Annotated in this window: 21 protein-coding genes; 10 read left to right on the top strand and 11 right to left on the bottom strand. The window is 64.3% G+C overall.

Features of this window, described 5'->3' with window-relative positions:
• The first annotated feature begins 290 nt into the window (after positions 1-290).
• The 5 genes from ACVWWJ_RS11475 to ACVWWJ_RS11455 are packed head-to-tail and all read left to right on the top strand — an operon-like array spanning position 291 to position 10,171.
• The gene (locus ACVWWJ_RS11475; RefSeq protein WP_200851607.1) at positions 291-1,430 is read left to right on the top strand and encodes an N-acetyltransferase; all 1,140 of its coding nucleotides are present in this window, start codon (positions 291-293) and stop codon (positions 1,428-1,430) included.
• Complete coding sequence (locus ACVWWJ_RS11470; RefSeq protein ID WP_456967899.1) at positions 1,430-2,587, top strand: efflux RND transporter periplasmic adaptor subunit; 1,158 nt, start codon at positions 1,430-1,432, stop codon at positions 2,585-2,587. Before ACVWWJ_RS11475 ends, ACVWWJ_RS11470 begins: the two co-directional genes overlap by 1 nt.
• Positions 2,584-5,691: an efflux RND transporter permease subunit gene (locus tag ACVWWJ_RS11465; RefSeq protein ID WP_456967898.1), complete on the top strand. Its 3,108-nt coding sequence runs from the start codon at positions 2,584-2,586 to the stop codon at positions 5,689-5,691. Before ACVWWJ_RS11470 ends, ACVWWJ_RS11465 begins: the two co-directional genes overlap by 4 nt.
• A complete protein-coding gene (locus tag ACVWWJ_RS11460) occupies positions 5,688-8,804 on the top strand; it encodes an efflux RND transporter permease subunit (RefSeq protein WP_456967897.1) in 3,117 nt (1,038 codons plus the stop codon). Before ACVWWJ_RS11465 ends, ACVWWJ_RS11460 begins: the two co-directional genes overlap by 4 nt.
• Entirely contained in the window at positions 8,801-10,171 is a 1,371-nt protein-coding gene (locus ACVWWJ_RS11455; RefSeq protein ID WP_456967896.1) for an efflux transporter outer membrane subunit, read from the top strand. Before ACVWWJ_RS11460 ends, ACVWWJ_RS11455 begins: the two co-directional genes overlap by 4 nt.
• Positions 10,172-10,296: 125 nt before the next feature.
• On the opposite strand, the gene ACVWWJ_RS11450 is transcribed toward ACVWWJ_RS11455, so the two are convergent.
• The 10 genes from ACVWWJ_RS11450 to ACVWWJ_RS11405 all read right to left on the bottom strand — a co-directional run bounded on the left by ACVWWJ_RS11450 (position 10,297) and on the right by ACVWWJ_RS11405 (position 20,108).
• A complete protein-coding gene (locus tag ACVWWJ_RS11450) occupies positions 10,297-11,136 on the bottom strand; it encodes a hypothetical protein (RefSeq protein ID WP_456967895.1) in 840 nt (279 codons plus the stop codon).
• Between the two features lie 113 nt (positions 11,137-11,249).
• Positions 11,250-12,089 carry a hypothetical protein gene (locus ACVWWJ_RS11445; RefSeq protein WP_456967894.1) on the bottom strand — a complete coding sequence of 280 codons (840 nt, stop codon included), beginning with the start codon at positions 12,087-12,089 and terminating at the stop codon, positions 11,250-11,252.
• Positions 12,089-13,423, bottom strand: a complete 1,335-nt coding sequence (locus ACVWWJ_RS11440; RefSeq protein WP_159891278.1) for a lipopolysaccharide biosynthesis protein — start codon at positions 13,421-13,423, stop codon at positions 12,089-12,091. The genes ACVWWJ_RS11445 and ACVWWJ_RS11440 overlap by 1 nt, the downstream gene beginning before the upstream one ends.
• Positions 13,420-14,604, bottom strand: a complete 1,185-nt coding sequence (spt, locus tag ACVWWJ_RS11435) for a serine palmitoyltransferase (RefSeq protein WP_456967893.1) — start codon at positions 14,602-14,604, stop codon at positions 13,420-13,422. The genes ACVWWJ_RS11440 and spt overlap by 4 nt, the downstream gene beginning before the upstream one ends.
• A 66-nt stretch (positions 14,605-14,670) precedes the next feature.
• Entirely contained in the window at positions 14,671-14,922 is a 252-nt protein-coding gene (locus ACVWWJ_RS11430) for an acyl carrier protein (RefSeq protein WP_456967892.1), read from the bottom strand.
• A gap of 13 nt (positions 14,923-14,935) precedes the next feature.
• Positions 14,936-15,901, bottom strand: a complete 966-nt coding sequence (locus ACVWWJ_RS11425; protein ID WP_456967891.1) for an NAD-dependent epimerase/dehydratase family protein — start codon at positions 15,899-15,901, stop codon at positions 14,936-14,938.
• A complete protein-coding gene (locus ACVWWJ_RS11420) occupies positions 15,898-17,667 on the bottom strand; it encodes a fatty acyl-AMP ligase (protein ID WP_456967890.1) in 1,770 nt (589 codons plus the stop codon). Before ACVWWJ_RS11420 ends, ACVWWJ_RS11425 begins: the two co-directional genes overlap by 4 nt.
• Before the next feature lie 195 nt (positions 17,668-17,862).
• Positions 17,863-18,621 (bottom strand): aspartyl/asparaginyl beta-hydroxylase domain-containing protein, encoded by a 759-nt coding sequence (locus tag ACVWWJ_RS11415; RefSeq protein WP_456967889.1) that lies wholly within the window; start codon positions 18,619-18,621, stop codon positions 17,863-17,865.
• Positions 18,622-18,648: 27 nt separating this feature from the next.
• Entirely contained in the window at positions 18,649-19,365 is a 717-nt protein-coding gene (locus tag ACVWWJ_RS11410; RefSeq protein ID WP_159891268.1) for a nucleoside/nucleotide kinase family protein, read from the bottom strand.
• 11 nt (positions 19,366-19,376) lie between these two features.
• On the bottom strand, positions 19,377-20,108 hold the full coding sequence (locus ACVWWJ_RS11405) for a hypothetical protein (protein WP_456967887.1): 732 nt from the start codon (positions 20,106-20,108) through the stop codon (positions 19,377-19,379).
• 251 nt (positions 20,109-20,359) lie between these two features.
• On the opposite strand from ACVWWJ_RS11405, the gene ACVWWJ_RS11400 reads away from it, so the two are divergent.
• From ACVWWJ_RS11400 to ACVWWJ_RS11385, 4 genes are all read left to right on the top strand, one after another.
• Positions 20,360-21,007, top strand: a complete 648-nt coding sequence (locus ACVWWJ_RS11400; protein ID WP_456967886.1) for a hypothetical protein — start codon at positions 20,360-20,362, stop codon at positions 21,005-21,007.
• A gap of 108 nt (positions 21,008-21,115) precedes the next feature.
• A complete protein-coding gene (locus tag ACVWWJ_RS11395) occupies positions 21,116-22,009 on the top strand; it encodes an SDR family oxidoreductase (RefSeq protein WP_456967885.1) in 894 nt (297 codons plus the stop codon).
• 64 nt (positions 22,010-22,073) lie between these two features.
• Positions 22,074-22,646: a hypothetical protein gene (locus ACVWWJ_RS11390; protein WP_456967884.1), complete on the top strand. Its 573-nt coding sequence runs from the start codon at positions 22,074-22,076 to the stop codon at positions 22,644-22,646.
• A 68-nt stretch (positions 22,647-22,714) separates the two neighbouring features.
• Positions 22,715-23,482: a TIGR00266 family protein gene (locus ACVWWJ_RS11385; RefSeq protein WP_159891260.1), complete on the top strand. Its 768-nt coding sequence runs from the start codon at positions 22,715-22,717 to the stop codon at positions 23,480-23,482.
• 13 nt (positions 23,483-23,495) lie between these two features.
• Here ACVWWJ_RS11385 and ACVWWJ_RS11380 read toward each other — a convergent pair whose 3' ends face one another.
• Positions 23,496-23,828 carry a hypothetical protein gene (locus ACVWWJ_RS11380; RefSeq protein WP_456967883.1) on the bottom strand — a complete coding sequence of 111 codons (333 nt, stop codon included), beginning with the start codon at positions 23,826-23,828 and terminating at the stop codon, positions 23,496-23,498.
• 215 nt (positions 23,829-24,043) lie between these two features.
• On the opposite strand from ACVWWJ_RS11380, the gene ACVWWJ_RS11375 reads away from it, so the two are divergent.
• Positions 24,044-24,814, top strand: coding sequence for a YkgJ family cysteine cluster protein (locus ACVWWJ_RS11375; protein ID WP_456967882.1), 771 nt, complete (start codon positions 24,044-24,046; stop codon positions 24,812-24,814).
• Positions 24,815-24,843 lie beyond the last annotated feature (29 nt).

Raw genomic sequence — 24,843 nt, 5'->3', positions numbered from 1 at the left:
TGCTTGCACGAAATCTTCCCGGTATGTAAGCCGGCACAAAGGTACCGTGGCGCATAAAGGGCAAGGGCTGGCGGGGCCCGGGGTATATCAAATTGATTCCCCCAAGTCTAAAATAACAATTCGCGGGCGAAGGATTCGCATGCCGCATTAGTGCTGGAGCGTTTGCGACGCTTGTACTGGATCAGAGCCGGCTCCGACCCCATGTGGTGGACCGCACTGTTATCGCTACGGCAACGATTCGCATCGACCGGCGCGGACATTATTTTCGCCTGATCACGGGAAGTCCCATTTTGAGCACTTCGGATTCGCTGCGTATCGTCCCCCTTGATGGCAAGGCGGACCTGGATCGTTTCATCAAGCTGCCGGGTAGCATCCTGGGTTCCGATCCCGCCTGGATCCCGCCGCTCGAGCTCGAGCGCCGCCTGCATCTGGGAGCCAAGACCAATCCGTGGTTCGAGCATGCTCGCTGGAAGGCCTGGATCGCTTACCGGGGGGACAAGCCCGTCGGCCGCATCAGCGCGCAGATCGACTCCCTGCATCTGGAAATCCACGCGGATGACGCAGGATTTTTCGGCATGCTGGACGCCGAGGACAACCAGGAGACCTTCGACGCCCTGATCGGCGCCGCGGAGGCCTGGTTGCGCAGCGAGGGCATGAAGCGTGTTCGCGGTCCGCTCAGCCTGTCGATCAACGACGAAGTCGGCCTGCTGGTCGACGGCTTCGATACGTCACCGTACTTCATGATGGGCCACACCAAGCCCTATTACGGCGCGCGCATTGAGCAGGCTGGCTACCAGAAGGCCAAGGACATGCTGGCCTATGTGGTCGAGCCGGACTTCCCGGCACCGAAGGTGATGAAACGCCTGTTGGGCAAGTCCAAGCAGAGCATTCACGTGCGCCCGCTGGACCGTAAGCGCTTCGATGAAGAGCTCGCCGTATTGCGCGACATCTTCAACGACGCCTGGTCGGACAACTGGGGCTTCGTGCCCTTTACCGAAGCGGAGTTCAAGGACCTCGGCCACACGCTGAAGGTGCTTATCGCGTCGGAGCTCATCCAGATCGCCGAAGTGGACGGCGTGCCGGCGGCCTTCATCGTCGCGCTGCCGAACGTCAACGAAGTCATCAAGGACTTCAAGGGCTCGCTGCTTCCGTTCAACTGGGCGAAGCTGCTCTGGGGCCTCAAGGTGAAGTTCCCGACGTCGTCGCGCGTGCCGCTGATGGGCGTGCGCAAGAGCTTCCATAACACCCCGCTCGGCCCCGGCCTGGCCTTCCTGGTGATCGATGCCGTGCGTCATCACCTCGTCGCGCGCGGCGTGAAGGAAGTCGAGCTGTCGTGGATCCTCGAGGACAACGACGGCATGCGTAACATCATCGAAGCGATCGGCGGGCGCGATTACAAGCGTTACCGCGTCTACGAGAAGGCACTCTGATGGCCATGCAGTTCTCCCGCTTAGGGCCGATCCTCCTCGGCGTCGTCGCCATCGCTGGCGTTGCCTGCTCGAAGAAGGGCGCCTCGGACGCCGACCAGACGGTGCCGGTGGTCGTCGCGACCGCCCGTCAGGGTGGTTTCGTCGTCTACCGCTCGCAGCCGGGTACGGTCACGCCGTCCAACAGCGTGCTGGTGCGTAGCCAGGTCGATGGCGTGCTCAAGAACATCGCCTTCAGCGGCGGCCAGATGGTCAAGCAGGGTGATCTGCTCGCCGAGATCGATCCGCGCGCGTCGCAAGCACAGCTCCAGCTGGCCAACGGCGATCTCGCCGGTAGCCAGGCCAAGCTGGCCAACGCGCAGGAAACCCTCAAGCATTTCCAGGTGCTGGCCACGCAGGACTCCATCTCGCGCCAGCGTCTGGCCGACCAGCAATCGCTGGTCGCGCAGTACCAGGCCGAAGTGAAGTCCGAACAGGGCCGCATCGGCACCGCCAACCTCCAGGTCGCCAATGCGCGGATCACCTCGCCCATCGCGGGCATGGTGGGTCTGCGTCGCGTCGACCCGGGCAACCTCGTTGGGCCGTCCGACTCGCGTGGCATCGTGGTGGTGACGCAGTCGCAGCCGAGCAAGGTGATTTTCTCCGTGCCGGTGAACGTGGTGCCGCGTGTGCTGGAACGGCTCAATGGCGGCACCTGCATTCCCGTCGACGCCTATGGCGACAGCCCGGATGAAGTGCTGGCCACCGGTCGCCTTCGTGCGGCCAATAACGAGGTGGACCCTGCCACGGGTACGGTGAAGTTCGAAGCCGAGTTCGCCAATACCGACAACGCGCTCCTGCCCAACCAGTTCGTCACCGCCAAGCTGCCTGTGCAAGTGTTGCCGCAGGCGATCCTTGTGCCGGCCGCAGCGATCCAGCAGGGTGCCCAGGGTCCCTTCGTCTACGTGATCAAGGACGACAAGACCGCCGCCGTCGTGCCCGTCAAGCTGGGTCCGGGCGACACGACTACGGCCGTCATCGCTTCCGGTATCGCACCGGGAACGACGGTGGTGGTCGAAGGCGCGGACCGGCTCCGCTCCGGCACGACGGTCAGTGCCACGGCGAGTTCCACGCCTGCGCCAGCGTCCGCCGCGAGTGCTCCGGAATGCCATAACCCGTGAATCCGTCCCGCCTGTTCATCCTGAGGCCGGTTGCGACCTCGCTGTTGGCCATCGCGATTCTGCTGGTCGGCCTCTTTGCGTACCGGTTCCTGCCGCTCTCGGCATTGCCGGAAGTCGATTTCCCGACCATCGAGGTCGTCACGGCCTACCCGGGCGCTGGCCCTCAGGTCGTGGCTTCCACCGTGACCGGACCCCTCGAGCGCCAGATGGGGCAGATGCCCGGCCTGGCGCAGATGTCGTCGACCAGTGCATCCGGTGCGTCGACTATCACTCTGCGCTTCAACCTCGAACTGCCGCTCGATGTCGCCGAACAGGAAGTACAGGCCGCGATCAACGGCGCAGCGCCCCTGCTGCCGCCGGATATCTCGCAGCCGCCCATCTATCGCAAGGTGAACCCGGCCGATGCGCCGGTGATGACGCTTGCCCTGACCTCGCCGACGCTTTCCTTGCGTGTGCTTCGTGAGCTGGCAGATACGCGTCTGGTGCCGAAGCTCTCGCAGGTCACTGGCGTTGGTCTTGTAAGCCTCGAAGGTGGCCAGCAGCCGGCGATCGTGGTGCAGGCGGATCCGGCGAAGCTACGTTCGCAGGGAATGACCCTGGACGACCTGCGTGGCGCCATCCACGACGCCAACTCGAACCAGGCCAAGGGCAGCCTCGAAGGGCCGGTGCGCTCGTCGAACATCGCCATCAGCAATCCCATCGATACCGCTGCCGAGTTCGAGCGCCTCACCGTGGGGCACCGCGACGGTGCAGTCGTCCGTCTGGGCGACGTGGCCAAGGTGGCCGACGGCGCGGAGAACGCACGCCTGGCCGCCTGGTCCGGCCAGGACCCCGCGATCATCCTGTCGATCCGACGCCAGCCGGGCGCCAACGTCGTTGAAGTGGTCGACCGCATCCGCGACCTGCTGCCCCAGCTGAAGACCACGCTGCCGGCCGCGGTCGATGTCGCGACCCTGACCGACCGCACGCAGACCGTGCGCGCGGCCGTGCGCGATACGCAGCTCGAGCTGATCTTCGCGATCGTGCTCGTGGTGATGGTGATCTTCCTCTTCCTGGGCGATGGCGCGGCCACCGTGATCCCGGGCGTGGTAGTACCGCTGTCGCTGATCGGCACGTTCGCGGTCATGTACCTGGCCGGGTTCTCGATCAACAACCTGACCTTGATGGCGCTCATCGTGGCGACCGGCTTCATGGTCGACGACGCGATCGTCATGATCGAAAACATCGCCCGTTACGTGGAAGCGGGAGAAGATCCGTTTGCCGCGGCGCTGAAGGGGTCGCGCCAGATCGCCTTCACCGTGGTGTCGTTGACGCTGTCGTTGCTGGCGGTGTTGATCCCGCTGCTGTTCATGGGCGGACTGGTCGGACGGCTGTTCCGCGAATTCGCGATCACGCTGGCCGTCGCCATCCTCATTTCGTGCGTGGTGTCGCTGACGCTCACGCCAATGATGTGCGCCCGCATGTTGCGCCGTACCCCCGAGCCGTCCCAGCAGGGACGCGTCGCCCGCAAGGGCAGGGAATGGCACGACAACGTCCTCGCGAAGTACGCGCGTGGGCTCGAATGGGTGCTGGCACGTCAGACGGCGACCCTGGTCACCGTGGCAGGCATGGCCGCGCTGGCCGTCCTGCTTTACATCGTGATTCCGCGCGGCTTGTTCCCGACGCAGGACTCCGGTGACATCCAGGGCGTTTCCGTCGCCTCGCCGACGGTATCTTTCGCTGCCATGGCCAAGCGCCAGCAGGCCTTGACGGCGGAGATCCTGAAAGATCCCGCCGTGGAAAGTGTCGCGTCCTTTATTGGCGTGGGTGACGGCGCGTTGTCGCTCAATAGCGGTCGCCTGCTCATTCACCTCAAGCCGCTCAGCCATCGCAGCCGCGCACCCAAGGTCATGCAGCGGCTGTCCGAGGCCGCCAGCAAGGTCGAAGGCATCTCGCTGTACATGCAGCCCGTGCCCGACCTCACGATCGACGATCGCGTCAGTCCGGGGCAGTACCAGTTCTCGGTCGAGAACTCCGACCCCGCGCTGCTTGCTCAGGAGTTGCCCCGCATTGTCGGGCCGCTGCAGAACATCCGGAAGCTCTCCGGGGTGACCAGCGACCAGCACGACAAGGGTCTGGAAGCTTTCGTGCAGGTCGATCACGACCTCGCGAGCCGCTACGGCATCTCGTCGGCGGCCGTGGGCGACGCGTTGTACAACGCCTTCGGCCAGCGCCAGGTAAGCACCTTGCTCACCCTGGCCAGCCAGCGGCGCGTGATCCTTGAAGCAGCCCCGAATGCCGACGGTACGTCAGGCGCGATGGGCGGCATCTTCCTCGCTCCGCAGGCGGGCACAGGCGTCACGGGTGCGGACGCGAGCGATCCGTCGTCCACGTTGATTCCGCTCTCGTCCATCGCCCAGGTCACCGAGCGTACGGGGCCGTTGGTGGTCACACGTATCGACCAGCTTCCCGCCGCGACGGTGTCGTTCAACCTGACCAAGGGCGCTGCCCTGGATAGCGCGGTCAAGGCTGTCGATGCAGCGTGGCGCGACCTGAAGTTGCCGGCGAGCATGCAGATGCGCTGGCAGGGCTCTTCGCAGGCCTTCCAGGCCTCGCGTGATGGCCAGCCGTGGCTGATCCTCGCCACGCTGATCACCGTGTATATCGTGCTGGGCGTGCTGTACGAGAGCTACATCCATCCGTTGACTATCCTTTCCACGCTGCCTTCGGCAGGTATCGGTGCCTTGCTGGCGCTGATGATCGGTGGGTTCGAGCTGGACGTGATCTCGCTTATCGGCGTGATCCTGTTGATCGGCATCGTGCAGAAGAACGCCATCATGTTGATCGACTTCGCGATCGACGCGCAGCGCCAGCAGGGGCTCACACCACGCGAGGCCATCGTGCAGGCGTGCATGCTGCGCTTCCGTCCCATCATCATGACCACGCTCGCCGCGATGCTGGGTGCGTTGCCGTTGATGCTGGGCGGCGGCATGGGCGCCGAGCTTCGTCATCCGCTGGGCGTCGGCATCTTCTGGGGCCTGCTGGTGAGCCAGTTGCTGACGTTGTTCACCACGCCGGTGATCTACCTCACGTTTGAACGCGTGCTGCAGCGTCGCCGGGCATGAATATCTCGCGCCTATTCATCGACCGTCCGGTGGCGACCTCGCTGCTGTGCATCGGGCTGGTGATCGCCGGCGCACTCGCGTGGCGGCTGTTGCCCATCGCGTCGCTGCCCGAAGTGGACGTGCCGACGATCAAGGTCTCGGCCGCGTTGCCCGGCGCAAGCCCGGCCACCATGGTCTCGGCTGTGGCGACCCCGCTGGAGCGCGCCCTCGGGCGCATCGCCGGCGTCACGGAGATGACCTCGGTGAGCACGAGCGGCTCGACGGACATTCGGCTCAGCTTCGATTTCTCGCGCAACGTGGTCGGTGCGACACGCGACGTGCAGGCGGCGATCAATGCCGCCCGCGGCGACTTACCCTCCGACATGCCGGGCAGCCCGACGTACCGCGCGGTCAGTTCGGCCGATGCCCCGGTGCTCGTGCTTAGCCTGACCTCGCGCGATGCGAGCCCAAGCCAGATGTACGCCGTCGCCTCGACCACCTTCAGCCAGATGCTGGCGCAGGTGGACGGTGTGGGCGAAGTGGATCTCGTCGGCAGCTCCGTGCCCGCCGTCCGTATCGACCTCGACCCGACCGCGATGAACCAGCGCGGCGTCACCTTCGAACAGCTGCGCCACGCGGTTGCCGCGGCGGTATCGAACCAGGCCTCGGGTGCACTGGAGGTCGGCGATCGTTACCTGCAGGTAGCTACGAACGGCCAGCTGAGTACGGCGGAAGCATTCCGCTCGCTCGTGGTGGCAGGCCGCGACGGTACGGCCGTGCCCCTCGGTGACATCGCCAATGTCGTCAATACCGTGCGCGACCCTTCCAATGCGGCAATCGCCAACGGCGAACCCGCCGTTCTGGCACTCGTGCGCCACAAGGCTGGCGCGAACATCATCGAAGTGATCGACGGCATCACACATCGGTTGCCGGCGCTGCAGGCTTCCTTGCCCGGCGACATGAAGGTGAGCGTCATCGTCGATCGCGCGACGTCGGTACGCGGTTCGCTCAGCGGCGCGGAACACACGCTGGCCCTGGCCGTGGTGCTGGTCGTCCTGGTGATGCTGCTGTTCCTGCGCGACGTCCGCGCGGCGTTGATCGCCAGCGCCGTGGCACCGATCTCGCTGCTCGGCGCCATGACGGTGATGTACCTGCTGGGCTACAGCCTCGACATCCTGTCGCTCATGGCGCTGACCATCGCGGTGGGTTTCACCGTGGACGATGCCGTGGTGGTGGTGGAGAACATCTCCCGTCATATCGAAGATGGCATGGAGCCGCGTGAAGCCGCGCGGCTCGGCGCGGGCGAGGTGGGCCTTACCGTGCTTTCCATGAGCGCGGTGCTGATCGCGGTGTTCATCCCCTTGCTGCTGATGGGCGGCTACGTCGGCCTGTTCGTGCGCGAGTTTGCCGTCACGCTGGCCGTGGTGATCGCGATTTCCCTGGTGGTGTCGCTGACCTTCGTGCCCATGCTGTGCGCGTTGTGGCTGAAGCCGGAAAGCACGCGGCGCGCCCATGGCCGTGTCTTTGAGTGGAGCGAGCGCGCATTCACCCGTCTACAGAAGGCCTACGACGACAGCCTGGTCGTGGCGGTACGCCGTGCGCCGCTGACGATGCTTTCCTTGCTGGCGGTGCTCTGCCTGAGCGTTGTTCTTTTCGTCGTCGTGCCCAAGGGTTTCTTCCCGCGCCAGGACGTCGGCGAACTCACGGGTGATTTCGATACCGACGGTAGCGCCTCGTTCCCGGTGTCCAAAGCGAAGCTCGCCGCCTTCCTTGATGTCGTGCGTGCCGATCCCGCCATTCAGAGCGTCGCCGGCTACGCGCAGCACGATTCGGGCTCCTTGTTCGCCACCCTCAAACCGCTGTCGAAGCGCGACGCCAGCGCCGACGATGTGGCCGCACGGCTGAACGCCAGGCTGGCCAGGCTGTCGGGTGGCACGTTCACCGTGACCTCGGTGCAGAACATCCGCGTTGGCGGACGTCGTAGCCGGGCATCGAACGAGTACACGATCCAGGCCGATTCGCCGGACCTGTTGCGCCTGTGGGCGCCGCGTATCACCCAGGCCATGACCACCATTCCGCAGATCAGCAACGTGCATAGCGACAACGGCGGCACGGCGCTGGCGACGTCGCTGGACGTGGATCGCGACACCGCGGCGCAGTACGGCATCAGCTATGCGCGCGTCGATGGCGTGTTGCGCGACGCGTTCGCGGACCGGCGCGCGGCGACGATCTTCTCGCCGTCGGACCAGGTGCCCGTCCTGATGGGTGTCGCGCCAGAGCACGCGCAATCGCCGGACGCGTTCAACCAGATCCAGGTGCCGGGTGCGGGCGGAAGCAGCGTGCCATTGCTGATGCTGGGGCATGTGCGCCAGTTCAACACGCCGCTCGGAATCTCCCACTACGGGCAGTCGCTTTCCGCGACGATTTCATTCGACAGGGCGCCCGGTGTGTCGCTGTCGCAGGCGACCCAGGCGATCCAGCGTGCCGTGGATCGCACCGCCATGCCGACGTCGGTGCGCAGCACCTTCGCGGGCTCGGCGGGTGCTGCCAGGCAGGTCGCTTCGAGTGAACCGGCGTTGATCCTCGGTGCGTTCCTCACGCTGTTTATCGTGCTGGGCATCCTTTACGAAAGTTGCTTCCACCCGCTCACGATCCTTTCGACCCTGCCGTCCGCGGCCGTCGGTGCGGTGTGCGCGCTGATCGTGTTCCGGACCGACTTCGACGTCATTGCCCTCATCGGCGTGTTCGCTCTCATCGGCATCGTGATGAAGAACGCGATCATGATGGTGGACTTCGCGCTTGCGGCGCAGCGAGGCGAGGGACTGACGCCGGCCGAGGCGATCCTGAAAGCCTGTCGCCTGCGCTTCCGCCCGATCCTGATGACCTCGCTGGCGGTGATGGTGGCTGCGGTGCCTTTGGCCGTCTCGCGAGGCGATGGCGCGGAAATGCACGCGCCGCTGGGCATCGCGATGGGTGGTGGTCTGGTGGTAAGCCAGTTGTTGACGCTTTACACGACTCCGGTTGTGTACCTTTATCTCGACAGATTCAGCAGGTGGGCAGGACGATGGACGCAGAGTTTCAGGGCCCGACGGAACTCCGTCTGGTCGGCAGGCCGCGAAGGTCCGCAGACGTGAGCGCGCGCTTGCCCGCCCATGCTTTCCGCGCGCTCCTGGTCGCTGGCGTCGTGATGCTTGTTTCCGCGTGCACTGAGGTCGGTCCGAATTACGTGCGTCCCGCCACGCAAGCGCCAGCTGCTTACAAGGAAGCGACCGCTCAGGGTGTCAGTGGGGCAGAAGCCGCCATCGCCGGGAAGTGGTGGGAGGTCTACGGTGACCCCACGCTCAACGCACTGGTGTCGCAGGTGTCGGTGAACAACCAGTCGCTGATCGCCGCCGCTGCCCGTGTGCGCGAGGCCCAGGCCCTGGTCCAGGTGGCCAAGGGTGCCTCGGTGCCGTCGGTGACCGCCGGAACTCTGAAGTCCGGCCGCAAGAACGAGAACGATATCGGCCTGGGCGTCAGCTGGGAACTCGACCTCTGGGGTCGGATTCGCCGTGACGTCGAAGCCCATCGCGCCGTGGCCGAAGCCAGCAAGGACGACCTTGCTGCCGCCACGCTGTCGATGCAGGCGCAACTGGTGCAGAGCTACTTCGCGCTGCGCCAGAACGACGCCGTTATCGGCCTGATGCAGAGCTCCGCGGATGCCGCCGGGCAATGGGATCGCATGGTCGGTAACCAGTATGCGCAAGGGCAGGCGTCGACGGCCAACGTCGCGGACGCGACCATGAAGTCGAGCGCCGCGCAGCTCGAGCTGACCGACGCCAAGGCCGCGCGCGCCCAACTGGAACACGCGATCGCCGTGATGCTAGGCAAGGCACCCGCGGATTTCGCGATCGCCCCAGCGCCGTTCGAGGCTAACCTGCCAACGATTCCCGCGGGCGTTCCTGCGAGCCTGCTCGAGCGCCGCCCGGACGTCGCCGCCAGCGAGCGCCGCATGGCCGCCGCCAGCGCGCGTATCGGCGTCGCCAAGGCGGAGACCCTGCCGTCGATCAGCCTGGCTGCCGGTATCGGCATCCTGAAGGGACCGACGGGCACGGCGGATATTCGTGCGCCGCTGTTCACCGGCGGCAAGCTGACAGGCCAGCTGACCAATGCCGATGAGGCTTATAACGAGGCGGTCGCGAATTATCGGCAGACCGTGCTCGATGCCTTCCGCGAAGTGGAAGACGGCCTGGTGGTCACGAGCACGCTGGCCGTCAACGCCGACCTGCAGGCCAAGGCCGCGAAGGCGGCAGCGGAGTCGGATCGCGTCACGCGCAACCAGTACAAGGAAGGCGTTGCCGATTATCCCGCCGTAGTCGATGCCTCGAACTCTGCGCTCAATGCAACGCGTGGTGAGATGCAGCTTCGCCTGCGCCGCCTCGACGCCAGCGTGAACCTGATCATGGCGCTAGGCGGCGGTTGGCAGCCCGAGTCCGTCCGCGATCCCAAATCCCCGCGGTAAGTGAAGCGCACCCAGTCTGTCTGTCTGTGGGAGCCGCGTCAGCGGCGATAGGGTGCTGGCGATAACGCTGGCCCGCTGCCGCGGGATCGCCGATGAATCGGCTCCCACAGAAGCGTCAGCCGCCCTTACAGCGGATAACGTGCGATCAGGGTATCGAGGCGTCCACGGATGTCGTTCGCAAGCGGCGCGGGGGTATCGTACTTGCGACGCCCCGATAGCGCTTCGGCGACCATCTCGTCGTGGCGCGAACCCATCAGGCCGTTGATAGCCGCGAGAAAACGCGACATGCGGAAGGCGTGGTCGTTCGGGCTCAGCGTCCGCAGCGTGTCGTAGAACGACACCTGCATGCTGACGATCTTGCGCACCGCGTGAAACTGGTGACCGGCGAAATGCGTGCGTGTCACCGCCGCTCTCAGATCCCTTATTTCCGACTTCTGGAACGCGATGAGTCCCGCCTCGTTATCCATCGGCGTGCTTTCCATCGACCGGCGGACCATCGACCACACCGGCTTCGACAGCAGGATGCGCAGCTTCAGGCCGCTGCGGACGATGCCGCTGCGCCGACCGCTGCGGAAGGCGTCCTGCAGCTTACCAAGTACGCGCGTGGTGAGATCGAAGAGGCGGTCCGAGCGATGACGCTTGCTGTACAGCCGTTGGGCAAAACGCAGGTGCTTATATCGCGCACGGATATGCTTGAACTCGAGGCGTTCATCGGCACTCAGGCCTTCATTTCGCATCAATTTTTCGACGAGCCGCAGGGCGTCCTCGCGCGTGAAGCCGTCTTCCCAGAACTGCAGGCACAGCGCGTAGCACTGCCGAATCGACTCATCCGGGCAGCCCAGTACGATCGGGTCGGGCAGGGCGACATGAGCGTCGATGACGTCGTCGACATCTACCGCGTCGAACAAACGTCCCAGCGTTTCGGCCGGAAATTTCTGCCACGTGGGTCCACCACTGCGGGTCATTACTGCGCTTCCTCTGGCTTGTACAACGAAAGCGCAGGCCGCTTGCGATGTAACGAGTTCGCAAGTATTTACCTATTTGCTTTCAGTTTCCAGTCAGAACGCGAGAAACTTACTCAGTGGGGATAGCGCGCAATTAACGTTTCCAGCCGGGACCGGGTCTCGTTCGGCAGCGGTGCCGGCGTGTCGTAATGCCGGCGCCCCGACACGGCCTCGGCGACCATCTCGTCGTGCCGTGCTCCCATCATGCCGTTGATGGCCGCGAGGAAACGCGACATGCGGAAGGCGTGGTCGTTCGGGCCGAGCGTTCGCAGCGTGTCGTAGAAGGACACCTGCATGCTGACGATCTTGCGCACGCTGTGGAACTGATGACCGATGAACGTCGTCGACGAGAGGGCTTTCTTCAGTGCCCGCATTTCCGTTTTCTGGAAAGCGATGAGCCCCGCCTCGTCATCCAGGCACGTGTTATCCATCGAACGCTGGACAATTGCCCAGACAGGTTTTGACAGCAGCACTCGCAACCTCAGGCCACTGCGGACGATGCCGTTGCGCCTTCCGCTGCGAAACGCATCCTGCAGCTTCCCGAGCTGACGCGTGGTCTTATCGAACAGGTAGTCCGAAACGTGGCGTTTGCTGTACAGGCGTTGCGAAAAGCGCAGGTGCTTATAGCGCGCGCGGATGCGCTTGAACTCGAGGCGTTCGTCGGCGCTCAGCCCTTCGTTGCGAAGCAGTTTCTCGACCAGGCGCAACGCGTCCGTGCGCGTGACACCGTCTTTCCAGAACTGCAGGCACAGCGCGTAACACTGCCCGATCGATTCCTCGGGGCATGCCAGGTTGATCGGGTCGGGCAGGGCGACATGGGCGTCGACGAGATCGTTGACATCCACGGCGTCGAACAGGCGCCGAAGCGTGTCGTCCGGAAAGGTCTGCCAGGGCTCCCCACGAGGGCGGGTCATTACTGCGCTTCCTCAGGCTTGTAGAACGAAAGCGTATGCCGGTTCCGGTAAGAGGCAATGGTCGGGACCAGGAAGAAAAGCGCTTCCAGGCACTGACCACCGAAATACGCCAGGGCCGCACCCATGATGCCCAGGTGATGTGTCAATCCGATGAGCAACCCGACATAAATGATCGCCGCGAGCCCCTGCGCCACCAGCGCCGCACGCTGACGGCTGGCGATGTAGAGCAGGGATTCGAGGGGGAATGCCGCCATGGATACCACCAGGGCGCCACACATGACCTGGAGCAGGCTGTACGACTCGAGGTACTTCGCGCCGAACACGCCAGAGATCAGTGGCTTGCCCACGACGAATACCAACATGGCAACGAGCACGCCCAGGCCGCCGGCGAGCGCGCCTGCGCGTATGCCCAGCTTCCACGGCCGCGTGCTGGCCGGATCCAGCCGCATGATTTCGGGATAGAAGCTCTTCTGCATCAGCGAGGCAGGCGTGCCGGCCGCGTCGAAGAAGGTCAGGGCGACCTTGAACAGGCCGGCCGCCGTGGGGCCGAGCATGAGGCCGACCAGCACGTTGCTGCCGGCGTTACGGGCCGACCAGATCGAGTGGGAGAAGTTGGTCGTCCAGACGAAATCCCAGGCCCCCTTGATGCGGCGGGCCGGGCCGAACAACCCCGGTCGTAAAGCATGGTCGATGTTCTGCCGGCGCAGTTCCTGCACGGCGAAGATCCACAGCGCGATGTCGCCGACCAGGCTGGATACGTACCACGTCGCCAGGAAGCCCGGGAAACCGAGGTGGGCGAAGTATGCGATGACGCTGCCGATCGCGCGCAGGAAGGGCGTGACCGCCTGCTGGATGGCGATCAGGTCGAAACGATCGATCGAACGCAGGATGCCGGTCGGCGTCGCCGCCGTCATGGTCGGAATCAGCGTGCAGTAGGCCAGCGCCCACCAGAAATCTTCCGTCGAGATCCCTACCTTCTGGCTGAGCAGGGGCAACAGGATCATGCCGCCGATGGCGGCGAGGATGCCGCTGGAAAGATCCAGGCCGAACGAGAACCCCGTGACGTCACGGAAGCGCTGGACATCCTTGTGGGCGAGGGCCGGGGTGCCGAACTGGACGACGAACTGCCAGGTCTGGAACTTGGCGATATCGCTGACCGTCTTGGCGTACGCCTGCACGACCACCAGGGTGCCGAACAGCGCCGGTGTCATGCCGCGACCGGCGCAGCCGAGCGCGAGCAGGCTCAGCAGGGCGCTGACGACGTTGCTCGAGCCGAGGATGGACGCGTTGCGCACGATGGCGCGAAACGCGCCATCGGAGAACCAGTGCTTCATGCCTTTGCGCCGTTCCAGCTGCCGAACGCGGCACAGATGGCATCGATCTGCTCGAACGTGTGTGCGGCACTGACACTGCAGCGAAGCAGCGATTCGTTGCCCGGCGTGGCCGGCGGCACCATCAGGTTCACGTACACACCGGCCTTGAGCAGGTGGTCCCAGAACTTCAGGGCTCCCACTTTTTCACCGACGAGCACGGCAACGACCGCGTTGGCGGGTGCGCCAAGGCGGAAACCCAGCGCCGAGAGACCGGCATGCAGCCGTTCCGCATTCGCCTGCAGGCGCTTGCGGAGGTCGGTGGCTTTCTCCAGCTTGCGCAGGGCCGTGCGCGTTGCCGCGATGGTGGCCGGCGCAAGCGAAGCGGTGAACACGTAGGGACGGCTGGCGTAACGCAGTACGTCCATATCGGCGGAGTCGCCGACGCAGAAACCACCGGTGTTGCCGAGGCTCTTGCTGAAGGTACCGACGACATAGTCGATGTCTGCGAGGACGCCATCTTCTTCCGCCAGCCCCTGGCCTTTCTCACCGAGCACGCCCATGGAATGGGCTTCATCGACCAGCAGCGTGGCGCCGAACTCCTGCTTCACGCGGACGAAGTCGCGTAGCGGCGCACGATCGCCCAGCATGCTGTAAACGCCTTCGACGATGATGAGCGCGTTGGCGGCTTCATCACCCAGGCGGCGCATGCGCTTGGCCAGGTCGTCGGCATCGTTGTGGCGGAAGCGGATGGTGTTCGCACCAGCCAGCGTGCAGCCGTCGTAGATGCTGGCATGGCTGTCGGCGTCGATCATCACCGTGTCGCCCGGGCCGGCGAGGGCCGAGATCATGCCGAGATTGGCCTGGTAGCCCGTGGAGAACACGATGGCGTCGCGCTTGCCGTAGAAGCGGGCCAGATCGAGTTCCAGCTCACGATGCGAGGCGTAGCTGCCGTTGGCCATGCGCGAGCCGGTGGTGCCCGTACCTGCGCTTTCCAGGGCCTCTCGCGCGGCCGCGATGCAGTCCGCGTCGAAGGTCATGCCGAGGTAATTGTTGGTGCCGGCAAGGATGGTCGGCCGGCCGTCGATGATGCCTTCGGTCGGAGAGACGATGCGGTCGATCTGCACGCCGAACGGATCGATTCCGACCTCGGCCAGCTCCGCGCGGACGGCACGAACCGCCTTCAGCCTGGGATTCTCTTTCATTCGATTTTTGCCCGTGGAATGCTGGAACAGTGAAGCGACGATGCTCGCTCGTCTAAGCCTTAACGCTTAAGCGCTCTCACCGGTGGACTTCAGGATCAAGGTGGCGAAGTCGCCGACGGTCCGAACTTCCGAAAGCGCGTTGATCGGCACGGAAATGTCGAAGTGGTCTTCGACAGCCACGACCAGGTCCATGACCTTGAGCGAGTCCATTCCCAGCTCACTGGTAATGCCGGTGTTCTCGTCGATCACCGCCACGCGGCCTTCCGCGATGGGGGTGATGAGTTCGATCAGCTGGGTAACAACATCTTGGTGATTCATGGGAGCACTCCGTTCAGTGCGGCAAGGATTTGCCGAGCGTGTCGGCAAGACCGCGCTCGAAGCCGAAGACGGGCCGCCAGCCGGTCGCGTGTTCGAAGGCAGTGCCATCGGCCACCCAGTCGGCGTGCGTCACTTCGCGCACCTTGCCGAGGGTGAGCATGGGCGCGTATCCGAAGACGCGCGCCGCGGCGAGATTAACCCCGCCAATAAGTCGCAACAATGACGCGGGAATCGTCAGCCGACGAATCGGCGCGTTACCACGGAGCACCCGGGATGCCGTGGCGAGCACGGTGTCCCAGTCGTAGCCATTCTCGTGACCGTCATCCAGTTCATAAGTATTTCCCGAATCGCCTTCGGACGCCAGCCAGGCCGTTACGGCCGTGGCGAGGTCAGCGACGTGGATCAGCGAGAACCGGCCGCGCCCGTCGCCGGGGATAGGCGCCAGTCCACGGGCCATGCCTTCGAACAGCGGGAGCATCTCGCGGTCGCCGGGACCGTAGACGGCCGGCGGGCGCAGGGCAGCCCAGCTCAGCCGGCCGGCGTGGGATTCGAGCGCGCGTTCGCCACGCCACTTGCTGCCCGCATAGTCGGACAGCTGCGGCTCGCGTGCGGCGAGGGAGGAAATCAGCAGGTATCGGCGGCAACCGGGCTCGCCGTTCGCGGCCTGGACGGTGTCCAGGACGCCTTGTTCGTTAACGCGGTCGAAGTCGGCACGGCGGGCGCCGCGAACGCTGCCCGCGCAATGCACGAAGGCGTCGGCACCCTTCACCAGGGTCGCCAACGCAGCGGGGTCGCCGAGGTCGCCGGCGATCCATTCGAGGTTATCGGTGTCTTTCAGATCCCGCCCCGGACGGGGGCGGTACAGGGCGCGAACCTTGTAGCCCGAAGCTACCAACTGTTGCCGCAACGCGGTGCCAACGAAACCGGTGGCACCCGTCAACGCAACGACGGGCTGCCTTGCGGCAGCAACGTCGCTCATGCCGCGGCGACGGCCTGCGGCGCCTGTTCCAGAGCCTTGGCCTGGCGCTCCAGGTAACCCACGCGCGTGGCCGAGCGCGACAGCTTGCCGGACGAGGTGCGCGGCAGGGTGTGACGCGGCACCAGTTCGATGAGGCAGGCAATGCCAAGCTCTTCGAGCAGGTCACCACGGATGCGGTTGACCAGCGACTCGCGGACTTCGACGTCGTCGGTGTTGCACTGGACGACCACGGCAGCCACTTCCGCACCACCCGGGCCCGGCACGCCGAACGCAGAAGCGTCCTGCGAACGCAGTTCCGGCTGACGCTCGACGATGCGCTCGATGTCCTGCGGCCAGATGTTGCGGCCGTTGACGATGATCATGTCCTTGTGGCGGCCGGTGACGACGACTTCGCCGTCAACGACGTAGCCGATGTCGCCGGTGTCGAGCCAGCCATCGGCGGCCAGCACTTCAGCGGTCTTTTCCGGCTGCTGGAAGTAGCCCGACATGACGCTCGGGCCACGAACCATGATGCGACCGACATGAAGGTCGGCAAGCTGCGTGCCGGCGTCGTTCCAGATCTCGAGCTCATGGCCCGGGAGCGGACCGCCGCAACGGACGAAGCCCGTGCCGGTGCCAGCAGCGACCGGGGTCGCGACGAGGTCTTCAGCCAGGTTGGTCGGATCGATCCACTCGACCACGATGCCAGCCTGCAGCGGCGAGAAGCTGATCGCCAGCGAAGCCTCGGCCATGCCGTAGGACGGCACGAACGCACGGGCGTCGAAACCGGCCGGGGCGAGCAGTTCGGCAAAGCGAGCCGGGACTTCGGGCAGGATGGGCTCTGCGCCGATGCCGGCGACGCGCCAGTTCGACAGGTCGTACGAAGCGATATCGGACGGCTTGACGCGACGCGCGCACATCTCGTAACCGAACGGCGGGCTATAGGCGATCGTGGCCTTCGACGAGCTCATCAGCTCGAGCCAGCGACGCGGACGCATCGCGAACTCGCGCGTGTCCAGATAGTCGATCGAGCGCTGACCCGCCATGACGGTGAGCAGACAGCCGACCAGGCCCATGTCGTGATAGAACGGGAGCCACGACACGAAACGGTCGTCGTCGCGCAGATCGAGGCCGTGATTGTTCGAACCCTGCAGGTTCGCCATCAGCGCCTGCTCGGTGATCATCGCCGCCTTCGGCGTACCGGTGCTGCCCGAGGTGAACTGAAGGTAGGCCACTTCGGTCGGGCCGAGCGGCTGCAGTTCAACGTTGTGGATCGGCAGCTCGGCGAACGCGGCGGGGGTGCCCCACTTGACGATATCGAGGCCAACGACGGCTTCGCCGAGGAAGCCGATGAAGGCTTCCGAAGCGACGGCCACGGAGGCGCCAGCGGCCTGCAGCATGCCGCGAAGCTTCTTCACGTAGGCATCATGGCCGCCGAGATTCACTGTGGACGGTAGCGCCACGGGAACGAGGCCGACGTACTGGCAGGCGAAGAAGTAACGCAGAAAATCCGCGTTGGTTTCCGCCACGATAGCCAGTCGGGCACCGCGCTTCAGCCCGAGCGTCGCGAGTCGCTGCGCCAGCTCAAGGGCTTCCTTACGGAGGGTCCGGTAGGGCAGGGCCAGATCCAGCTTGCCGCCCGCGTAGAAGTTGGCACCCGTGACGCCACATGCGGCGTAGTCCAGCACTTCTGCAAGGCTGGCAAAGTCCGCACGGCGCAAAGGCACCGTGTTCATGGTGGGCGTGGCTAGCCCAACCTGGATGGCAATGTTTCCGTCTGCGCTCATGGTCTTATCGCGTTCTCAAGCGTTCTCCGAAACTAGATGGGGACATTCCCACGTTGTTTCTAGGAGGTTACTGTACCTAATGGTACCATAATTGGTCGGTTTGTTAAGAATTTACTCAATCTTTCGTTAAAGAATACGGAAATTGCTTCAGCAACGCTACAGCCAGAAGTAGGGGTGCTTTCCGAACCCTTTCGGCTAGCGCCGCTTATGTTCCTGATTCCACTTCGCCAGATTCTTCAGCGGAGCCTTCACATAGGGGCTCGCCTGGATCAGGGCGAAGATCGCGCGATTGAATAGCGTGCCGACTTTATCCATCGGCCGATCGATATCGATGAACAGGACCGCCCGATACTCGTCCGTATCGTTGTGGACCTCGTGCTCGTAGCTGTCGTCGAACAAAACGACCTTGCCTTCGTGCCAGTGCAGGATCTGGTCGTCGACCCGGATCCACACGTTCTGCCAGTCCGCCGGGACCTTCACGCCCAGATGCGCGCGGATCACCGCACGGGTCGGGCCACGGTGGGCGGCGATGCGGTACTGCGGCTTCAGGATCGAGAACATGGCCGTGCGCATGCCGGGGATGCCATCCAGCGCGGCGGCCGTATCCGGGCACACGGCGCAATTTTCATCCACGCGCTTGCCGTAAATGTAGAAGCCAAACGTCTTCCAGTTATCGCCCTTCGAAATCCGCTTCTGGTCCGGCGAGAGCTGGTGGAAGGCGGGGATGTCTTCAGGGTGCAACAGGATGTGGTCAAGCTCCTTGCGAATCCGGGGCCACGCCGCTTCAAGGCGCGGTACCCAGTCGAACTCCGTGTTGTCGATCACCGGTGTCGTCGGCACGAGCGAATGCTTCGCCTGGAAGTCGCCACTCCAGCGCAGGAAGCGCTTGCCGCCCCGAATGAGGGCGCGGCGCCATAGCGGTGCTTTCGAGGCAGTCGGAGAAATCGTGTTCACGTCTGTTCGGTTCTCAGGAACGCGCGCTCAGGCAGCAGCGTCGTGGGCGAGGGGAAGCGTCGAGCCAAGCGAAGTGATGGCCCCGAGCGCCTTTTGCAATACGTCGGCGTAGGGCACACGGGTGTCCAGCTCGAACAGGGGCGCGCCGTTGAAGCGAAGCCGCCGCATGACCGCAATCTTGTCGTTCAACTCGGCCGTGCCGTGGTCGGGCTTGCGGCCCTGCGCGGTAGCCAGGTCGATATCCAGCTTGATCACCAGCGATGGCCGGATCTGCGCCAGGCGCTCGTATAGCGCCTGCTCGCGCGCCGCCAGCTTGCGCACCAGCCAGTTGTGGCTGCGCGCCATGCCCAGCCCCGGGCCGTCGTAACGGAAGCCCGGGATTTCGGCCTGCGGATAACGGTCGGTGATGACGGTCACGCCGCGCTCCGCGAGGCGAACCACGCGGCGCAGGTGGGCGGCACGCCAAAGCGAAAGGCCGTACATGACCAGGGCGCCGAAGGCATTCGGCAGCTTGTTCTTCATGTCCTGGGCGTGCGCTGCCTTGGCGGCGAGGCGCTTCTCCAGGCGGGGGCCGATCAGCGGCAGGCGCTTGATCTTGTCACCGGTTTCGCCCGAGACCAGGCCAAGGTACCGACGCACGGCAGGGCCGTCCTGGCCCAGCACCTTGACGAGGTCGTGGGTGAGGGTCGACTTGCCCGTACCGTCGCAACCGACCACCGCGATGAGCCCGTGGATTGTGTTCATCGGAGCTGCCGTCACGCCGCGGCCGCCTGGGCCGGCGATGTCTGGAGTGCCGCAAAAATCGCGTTGAGCGAGTCCTGCAGGACCGAAGCGGCGGCGTCACGCGCGTCGAGGTCGAGGATGGGCGCGCCATTGAAGCGGAGCAGCGGAAAGCCAGCGGCCTTCTCGCGTAGCGACGACAGCTTGTGATCTGGCTTACGGGCGTGCGCGGTCTCGGCGTCCACGTTGAGGCGGATCACCAGCATGGGAACGCTGGCCGCCATCCATTCGTAAAGGCGACGCTCGCTGGCGCGCAGGCGACGGACCCACCAATTGCCGCCTTCGGTCTTTGCCAGCTGGGGGCCGTCGAAACTGAAGCCGGCCTTTTCGACCTGCGGGTACCGGTCGGTCACCACGAGTACGCCGCGGCGGGCCATGGCCAGCATGCGGCCGAACTTATGGGCGCGCCAACGGGACAGCAGGTAGATAGCCAGTGCCGTGACGTTGCCGGGAGGGGCGGACGGACGGTCGTGGACCTTGTCCGACTTGCTCAGGAGATAACGGTTGAACGACGGGCCGATAATCGGCAGCGTCGCAATCCATTCACCGATACGACCCGACGACTGGCCCAGGTAGAGCGCCTCGGTCGGACCGTGATCACGCAGGTGGGCGACCAGGTCTGCCTGCAGCGTCGACTTGCCCGAACCATCGCTTCCCGTAAGGGCGATGACAGACAAGGGGCGCGAGAATTCGGAAGAAGAAGACATAGGCACACCAGATACCCGGTTTGCGCTGGACGGAAACAATTTTATTACATTGTTCATACTTGCGTCTACCTGACCACGACCAGCCCTTCACATAAGCGAAGGGCAGACCTACGATTTGTCTCAATGTGGCTGCACGCTGGTATCATTTCAATGACACCTTTATTAACGCGGGTACAGTAATGCGGGCAGAGTCGGGCGCAATGGCGCCGCTGATTGCAATAATCGGTAGCGATGGCTCCGGTAAGTCCACAGTGGCAGAGCACGTCCTTTCGTGGATAGGACGTTACGGTCCTGCCGGGCAGGCACATCTGGGTAAACAATCCGGTAACGTCGGCCGCGCCATCGGCCAGTGGCCGCTCATCGGGCCGATGCTTGACCGGGCGATCCACCGCAAGGCGGACGACGTCAATCGTCGGCTGAAGGAAGACAAGCAGCCCAGCCTGTTGCCGGCCCTGGTCATCAGCGCCTTCACGATCCGCCGGAAGCGCCGTTTCAAGCGCATGCTCGACATGCGCAAGCAGGGGCTGATCGTGGTTACCGACCGTTTCCCGCAGGTCGCGGTGCCGGGGGCCTATGACGGTCCGGGCTTTCCGGATGCGCCGGGCGGCTCGCCCGTGGTGTTGGCGCTGGCACGTCGCGAACGGGCCATGTTCGAGTGGATGGCCAGCTACAAGCCCGACCTGGTGCTGAGGCTCAACGTGGACGTGGACGTTGCCTTCGCCCGCAAGCCCGACCATCGGCGCGACGCGCTGGCCCGGAAGATCGCGGTGACGCCCTATCTGACCTACGGCGGCGCGCCGATCGTCGACATCGACGCCAACCAGCCGCTCGACCAGGTGTTCAAGGATGTCGAAGCCGCGGTCGCGAGCACGATGGCCGAGCGCGGTTATACGGCCTGATCGGCGCGCCCGCGCATCCTGTTAGTCCGGGTACCCCGATAACGTCCCTACTTTTAGGTATCGGGGCATAGCGCGATAAAGCCCTCCTGACACAACGGAGATGGCTTCATGCGCGTATTTCTTACTGGTGCCACCGGCTTCATCGGTTCCCGCATCGTTCCCGAACTCGTTGCTGCGGGTCATCACGTGATCGGGATGACCCGATCCGATGCCGGCGAGCGAGCACTCGCTGCCGCCGGTGCCGAAGCGCACAGGGGCACGCTGGAAGACCTCGACAGCATCCGTGCCGGCGCGGAAAAGGCGGAGGCCGTGATCCACACGGCGTTCGACCACGACTTCTCGAACTTTGTCGCGAATTGCCAGAAGGACAAGCGCGTCATCGAGGCGTTGGGTTCCGTCGTGAAGGGTTCTTCCCGTCCGCTGCTCATCACGTCAGGCACGGGCCTGGGTGCCGTGAATCACAGCGGCATGGCGAAAGAAGATGTCTTCGACGCAAGCAATCCGAACCCGCGCGTCGCATCGGAACTCGCTGGCAATGTTCTGCTGGGCGCGGGCGTGAATGTATCCGTGATGCGCCTTCCGCAGGTGCATGATCCCGTGAAACAAGGTCTTGTCTCGCCGTATATCGACATCTGCCGTGCAAAGGGCAAGGTGGCCTATGTCGGCGAGGGCAACAATCGCTGGCCTGCCGCGCACGTGCTCGATGTGGCGAAGCTCTACGTGCGCGCGATGGAAAAGGGCGAGGCCGGCAAGCGCTATAACGCGGTGGACGAGGAGGGCGTCGCGGCGCGTGACATCGCAGAAGTCGTCGGTGCTGGCCTGCAGTTGCCCGTGGTTTCCTTGTCGCCTCAGGAAGCCGCGGAGCACTTCGGCTGGATGGGCATGTTCGTTGGTGTCGACATGCCTGCCTCGAGTGCCTGGACGCGCGAGTATCTCGGCTGGACGCCGACCGGCCCGGGCATACTCGATGACCTGAAGCGGATGGATTATTCGGGTTCGTGACCGTTTGACTCCGCGGCGCGGCTTCGGACACGATGGCATCCTCTTCGTCATGGATCGTCACGCTATGGACAGCACGGTATCGAAAAGACTTTGCCTGGTGGCGATCGGCATGGCGCTCATGGCCGCGGCACCGGCCCGATGCCTCGCCGCCTCGTCGAATCCAGAGCTTCAGAAGCTGGAGGAGGCCGATCAGGCTGATCGTGCCTCCGGATCGAACAAGATCGACTGGAACATCGTCGGTAAACGCGACGCGGTTCGTCGAGAACGCGTGTCGGAAATCATGCGTTCCGGTGACCTGCATTCCGCCAACGACTATTGGAATGCAGCCATTATTTTCCAGCACGGCGACGCCGTTGAAGACACGCAACTCGCGTACGCACTGGCGACGATGGCCGCGCGCATTGATGGTACGAACAAGGACGCAAAGCTCCTCATGGCTCAGGCGTGGGACCGCACCATGGTCAAGAGCGGCAGGCCACAGTGGTATGGCACACAGTTGAGCAAGGATCCGGCGACGGGCAAGTGGCTCATGCCAGCGACGGACCCCACAGCTGTAACCGAAGCACAGCGAGAGTCCATGGGCGTGCCCACACTTACCGAAACCAGGGCACACCTCGATGCACTCAATGCCAGGTAACACTCCCTTGTACTGGCGCGCCTCCTGAGCAAGACTCTGCGCGGGGACTTCCGCTGAGAGAACATGCCATGCAGACGCGCATTCAGGGCACCGTGATGCCTGTGCTCGAAGTACAGCTCGAACCGGGTGACAGCGTCTTCGCCGAAAGCGGAGAGCTCTCGTGGATGACCGCATCGATCCAGATGACCACCCACACCCAGATGGGCGGCGGTGGTGGGCTCCTGGGCGTGTTCAAGCGGGTCGTCGGCGGCGGTACCTTGTTCATGACGGAGTACCGGGCCAACCGCTTCGCCGGGGAGGTCGCCTTCGCGACCAAGGTGCCTGGCCACATCGTTCCTGTCTCGGTGAATCCGGGTAACGAGTACCTGGTGCACCGGCACGGCTTTCTCTGCGCCACCCCGCAGGTCACGATCGGCATGGGCTTTCAGCAGTCACTTGGCGCCGGCGTCTTCGGCGGCAGTGGCTTCATGCTGCAGAGGATCGGGGGTTCCGGTACGGCATGGCTCGAGCTTTCCGGTGAACTTATTCGCAAAGACCTTGCACCCGGTGAAACCTTGCGGGTTCACCCCGGACATGTGGGCGCCTTCGAGTCGTCGGTCAGTTTCCAGATCACGACCGTGCCAGGCATCCGCAATGCGATCTTCGGTGGGGACGGTATCTTCCTGGCGGCGCTCACGGGCCCCGGAACGGTGTGGCTACAGACGCTGCCGATCTCACGGCTCGCGCATCAGATTGCCGAGTACATGCCGAGCGAGGGTGGTCGTGGCCGGGCAGGGGTGGGCGGTGCGTTGCTTGGTGGCATCGTCGGCTCGTTGTTGAGCCGTGACGACAGCTGACGACTTCGCTGCTCTACGCGGAGCGTCGATCGGAATCGCTCTCGCTTCCCTCAGCCCAGATGCCGATGTCATGAACTTCGCGCTCCGACGCAGAAAGCAGGCGGTCCACCGCCACTGAAAGATCGGCAATCGGCGCGTCTTCCATGGCGAGCATCTCGACGACGCGTGCGTGTTTCGCAATAACGCACGAACTGCGTGCTTCCGCCATTTTCTCGACGCGCCTTGCCAAACGTCGGACTTCCGCCTTATCCCCGGCAACGGTCGCGTCGGCGAGAAGAAGGAGGTCGATGATGATCGACGATGACGGGCTTAGGGTCATGGGAGCGGCCTTGAGGCTGGTAATCATGGCGAAAGCTTTACCGTCCCGGCGTCGTGCGAGGCGCGAAACATTGTGATTTGCGGCTTCATCCATGTGACACCAGCGCGTTCAAACCGCTAAAGGAACATTCCATAACGTGCGCCAGCGCACACGGTGGACACGCCGTGGCCCTTTTCTGTAACCAAACCGCGACCTGAACCGAATGGGCAGAGGCATCATTCCTGTCCCGGATCCGGATCTCCATGCCCCTGCATTTCTCTTGCACCCTGTGTGGCCGCTGTTGTCACAATCTGCGTTTACCCCTCGGACTGGCGGAGGCCCGTACCTGGCTCCGCGAGGGAGGCAGCGTCGAAATCTTCTGCGAAGCGATTCCCTGGCCGCAGGAAATGCCAGCGGAGGATGGCATGGCGCAGCACAAGCGCAAGCGCTCCTTCCCTGCGATGAGCGGAACGCTTCCGGTACGCGTCATCGTGTCCCTGCTAGCTACGTTCGCGGGCGCATGCCCGAATCTGCAAAGCGACATGACCTGCGGTATCTACGAGCGCCGGCCGATGGCATGCCGTATCTATCCTGCCGAGGTGAATCCCTTTCTTTCCGTTGAGCCTGCGCAGAAACTCTGCCCGCCCGAGGCATGGGACAGCACGGCCGTGTTGCAGACGGATACGGGCGAATGGGCGGATGCGACGGTTGCCGAGGCGGTGGAGAGTCGTCGCGGCTCGGACTATCGCGAGGCATCCGCGAAAGCCCTGCTGTGCGAACGGCTCGGCATTTCGGAGGCTGGGCTTACGAACGAAGGCGTAGTGACATATACGCCGGAACGAGCGCGCTTCCTCGAAGCCTTCGAGGCGCTCGACGCGGCGTCGTTGGATGCGCTAACGCAAGCGCATGACCTGGCGTGGACGATGGTGTCGCATCGGGACCGCACGCTGACCCTACTGGCGTCGGCCGGCGCTCATCTCTTGAATGCGGCGGACCTGGGTGGCGACACACGAGCTTTCATCGCCTTTGTCTGAGGTTGTGGAAAAGATATTGAAATATCATT

This window comes from Luteibacter sp. HA06 (assembly GCF_054061215.1).
This window is presented reverse-complemented; position numbering and strand designations above follow the sequence as displayed.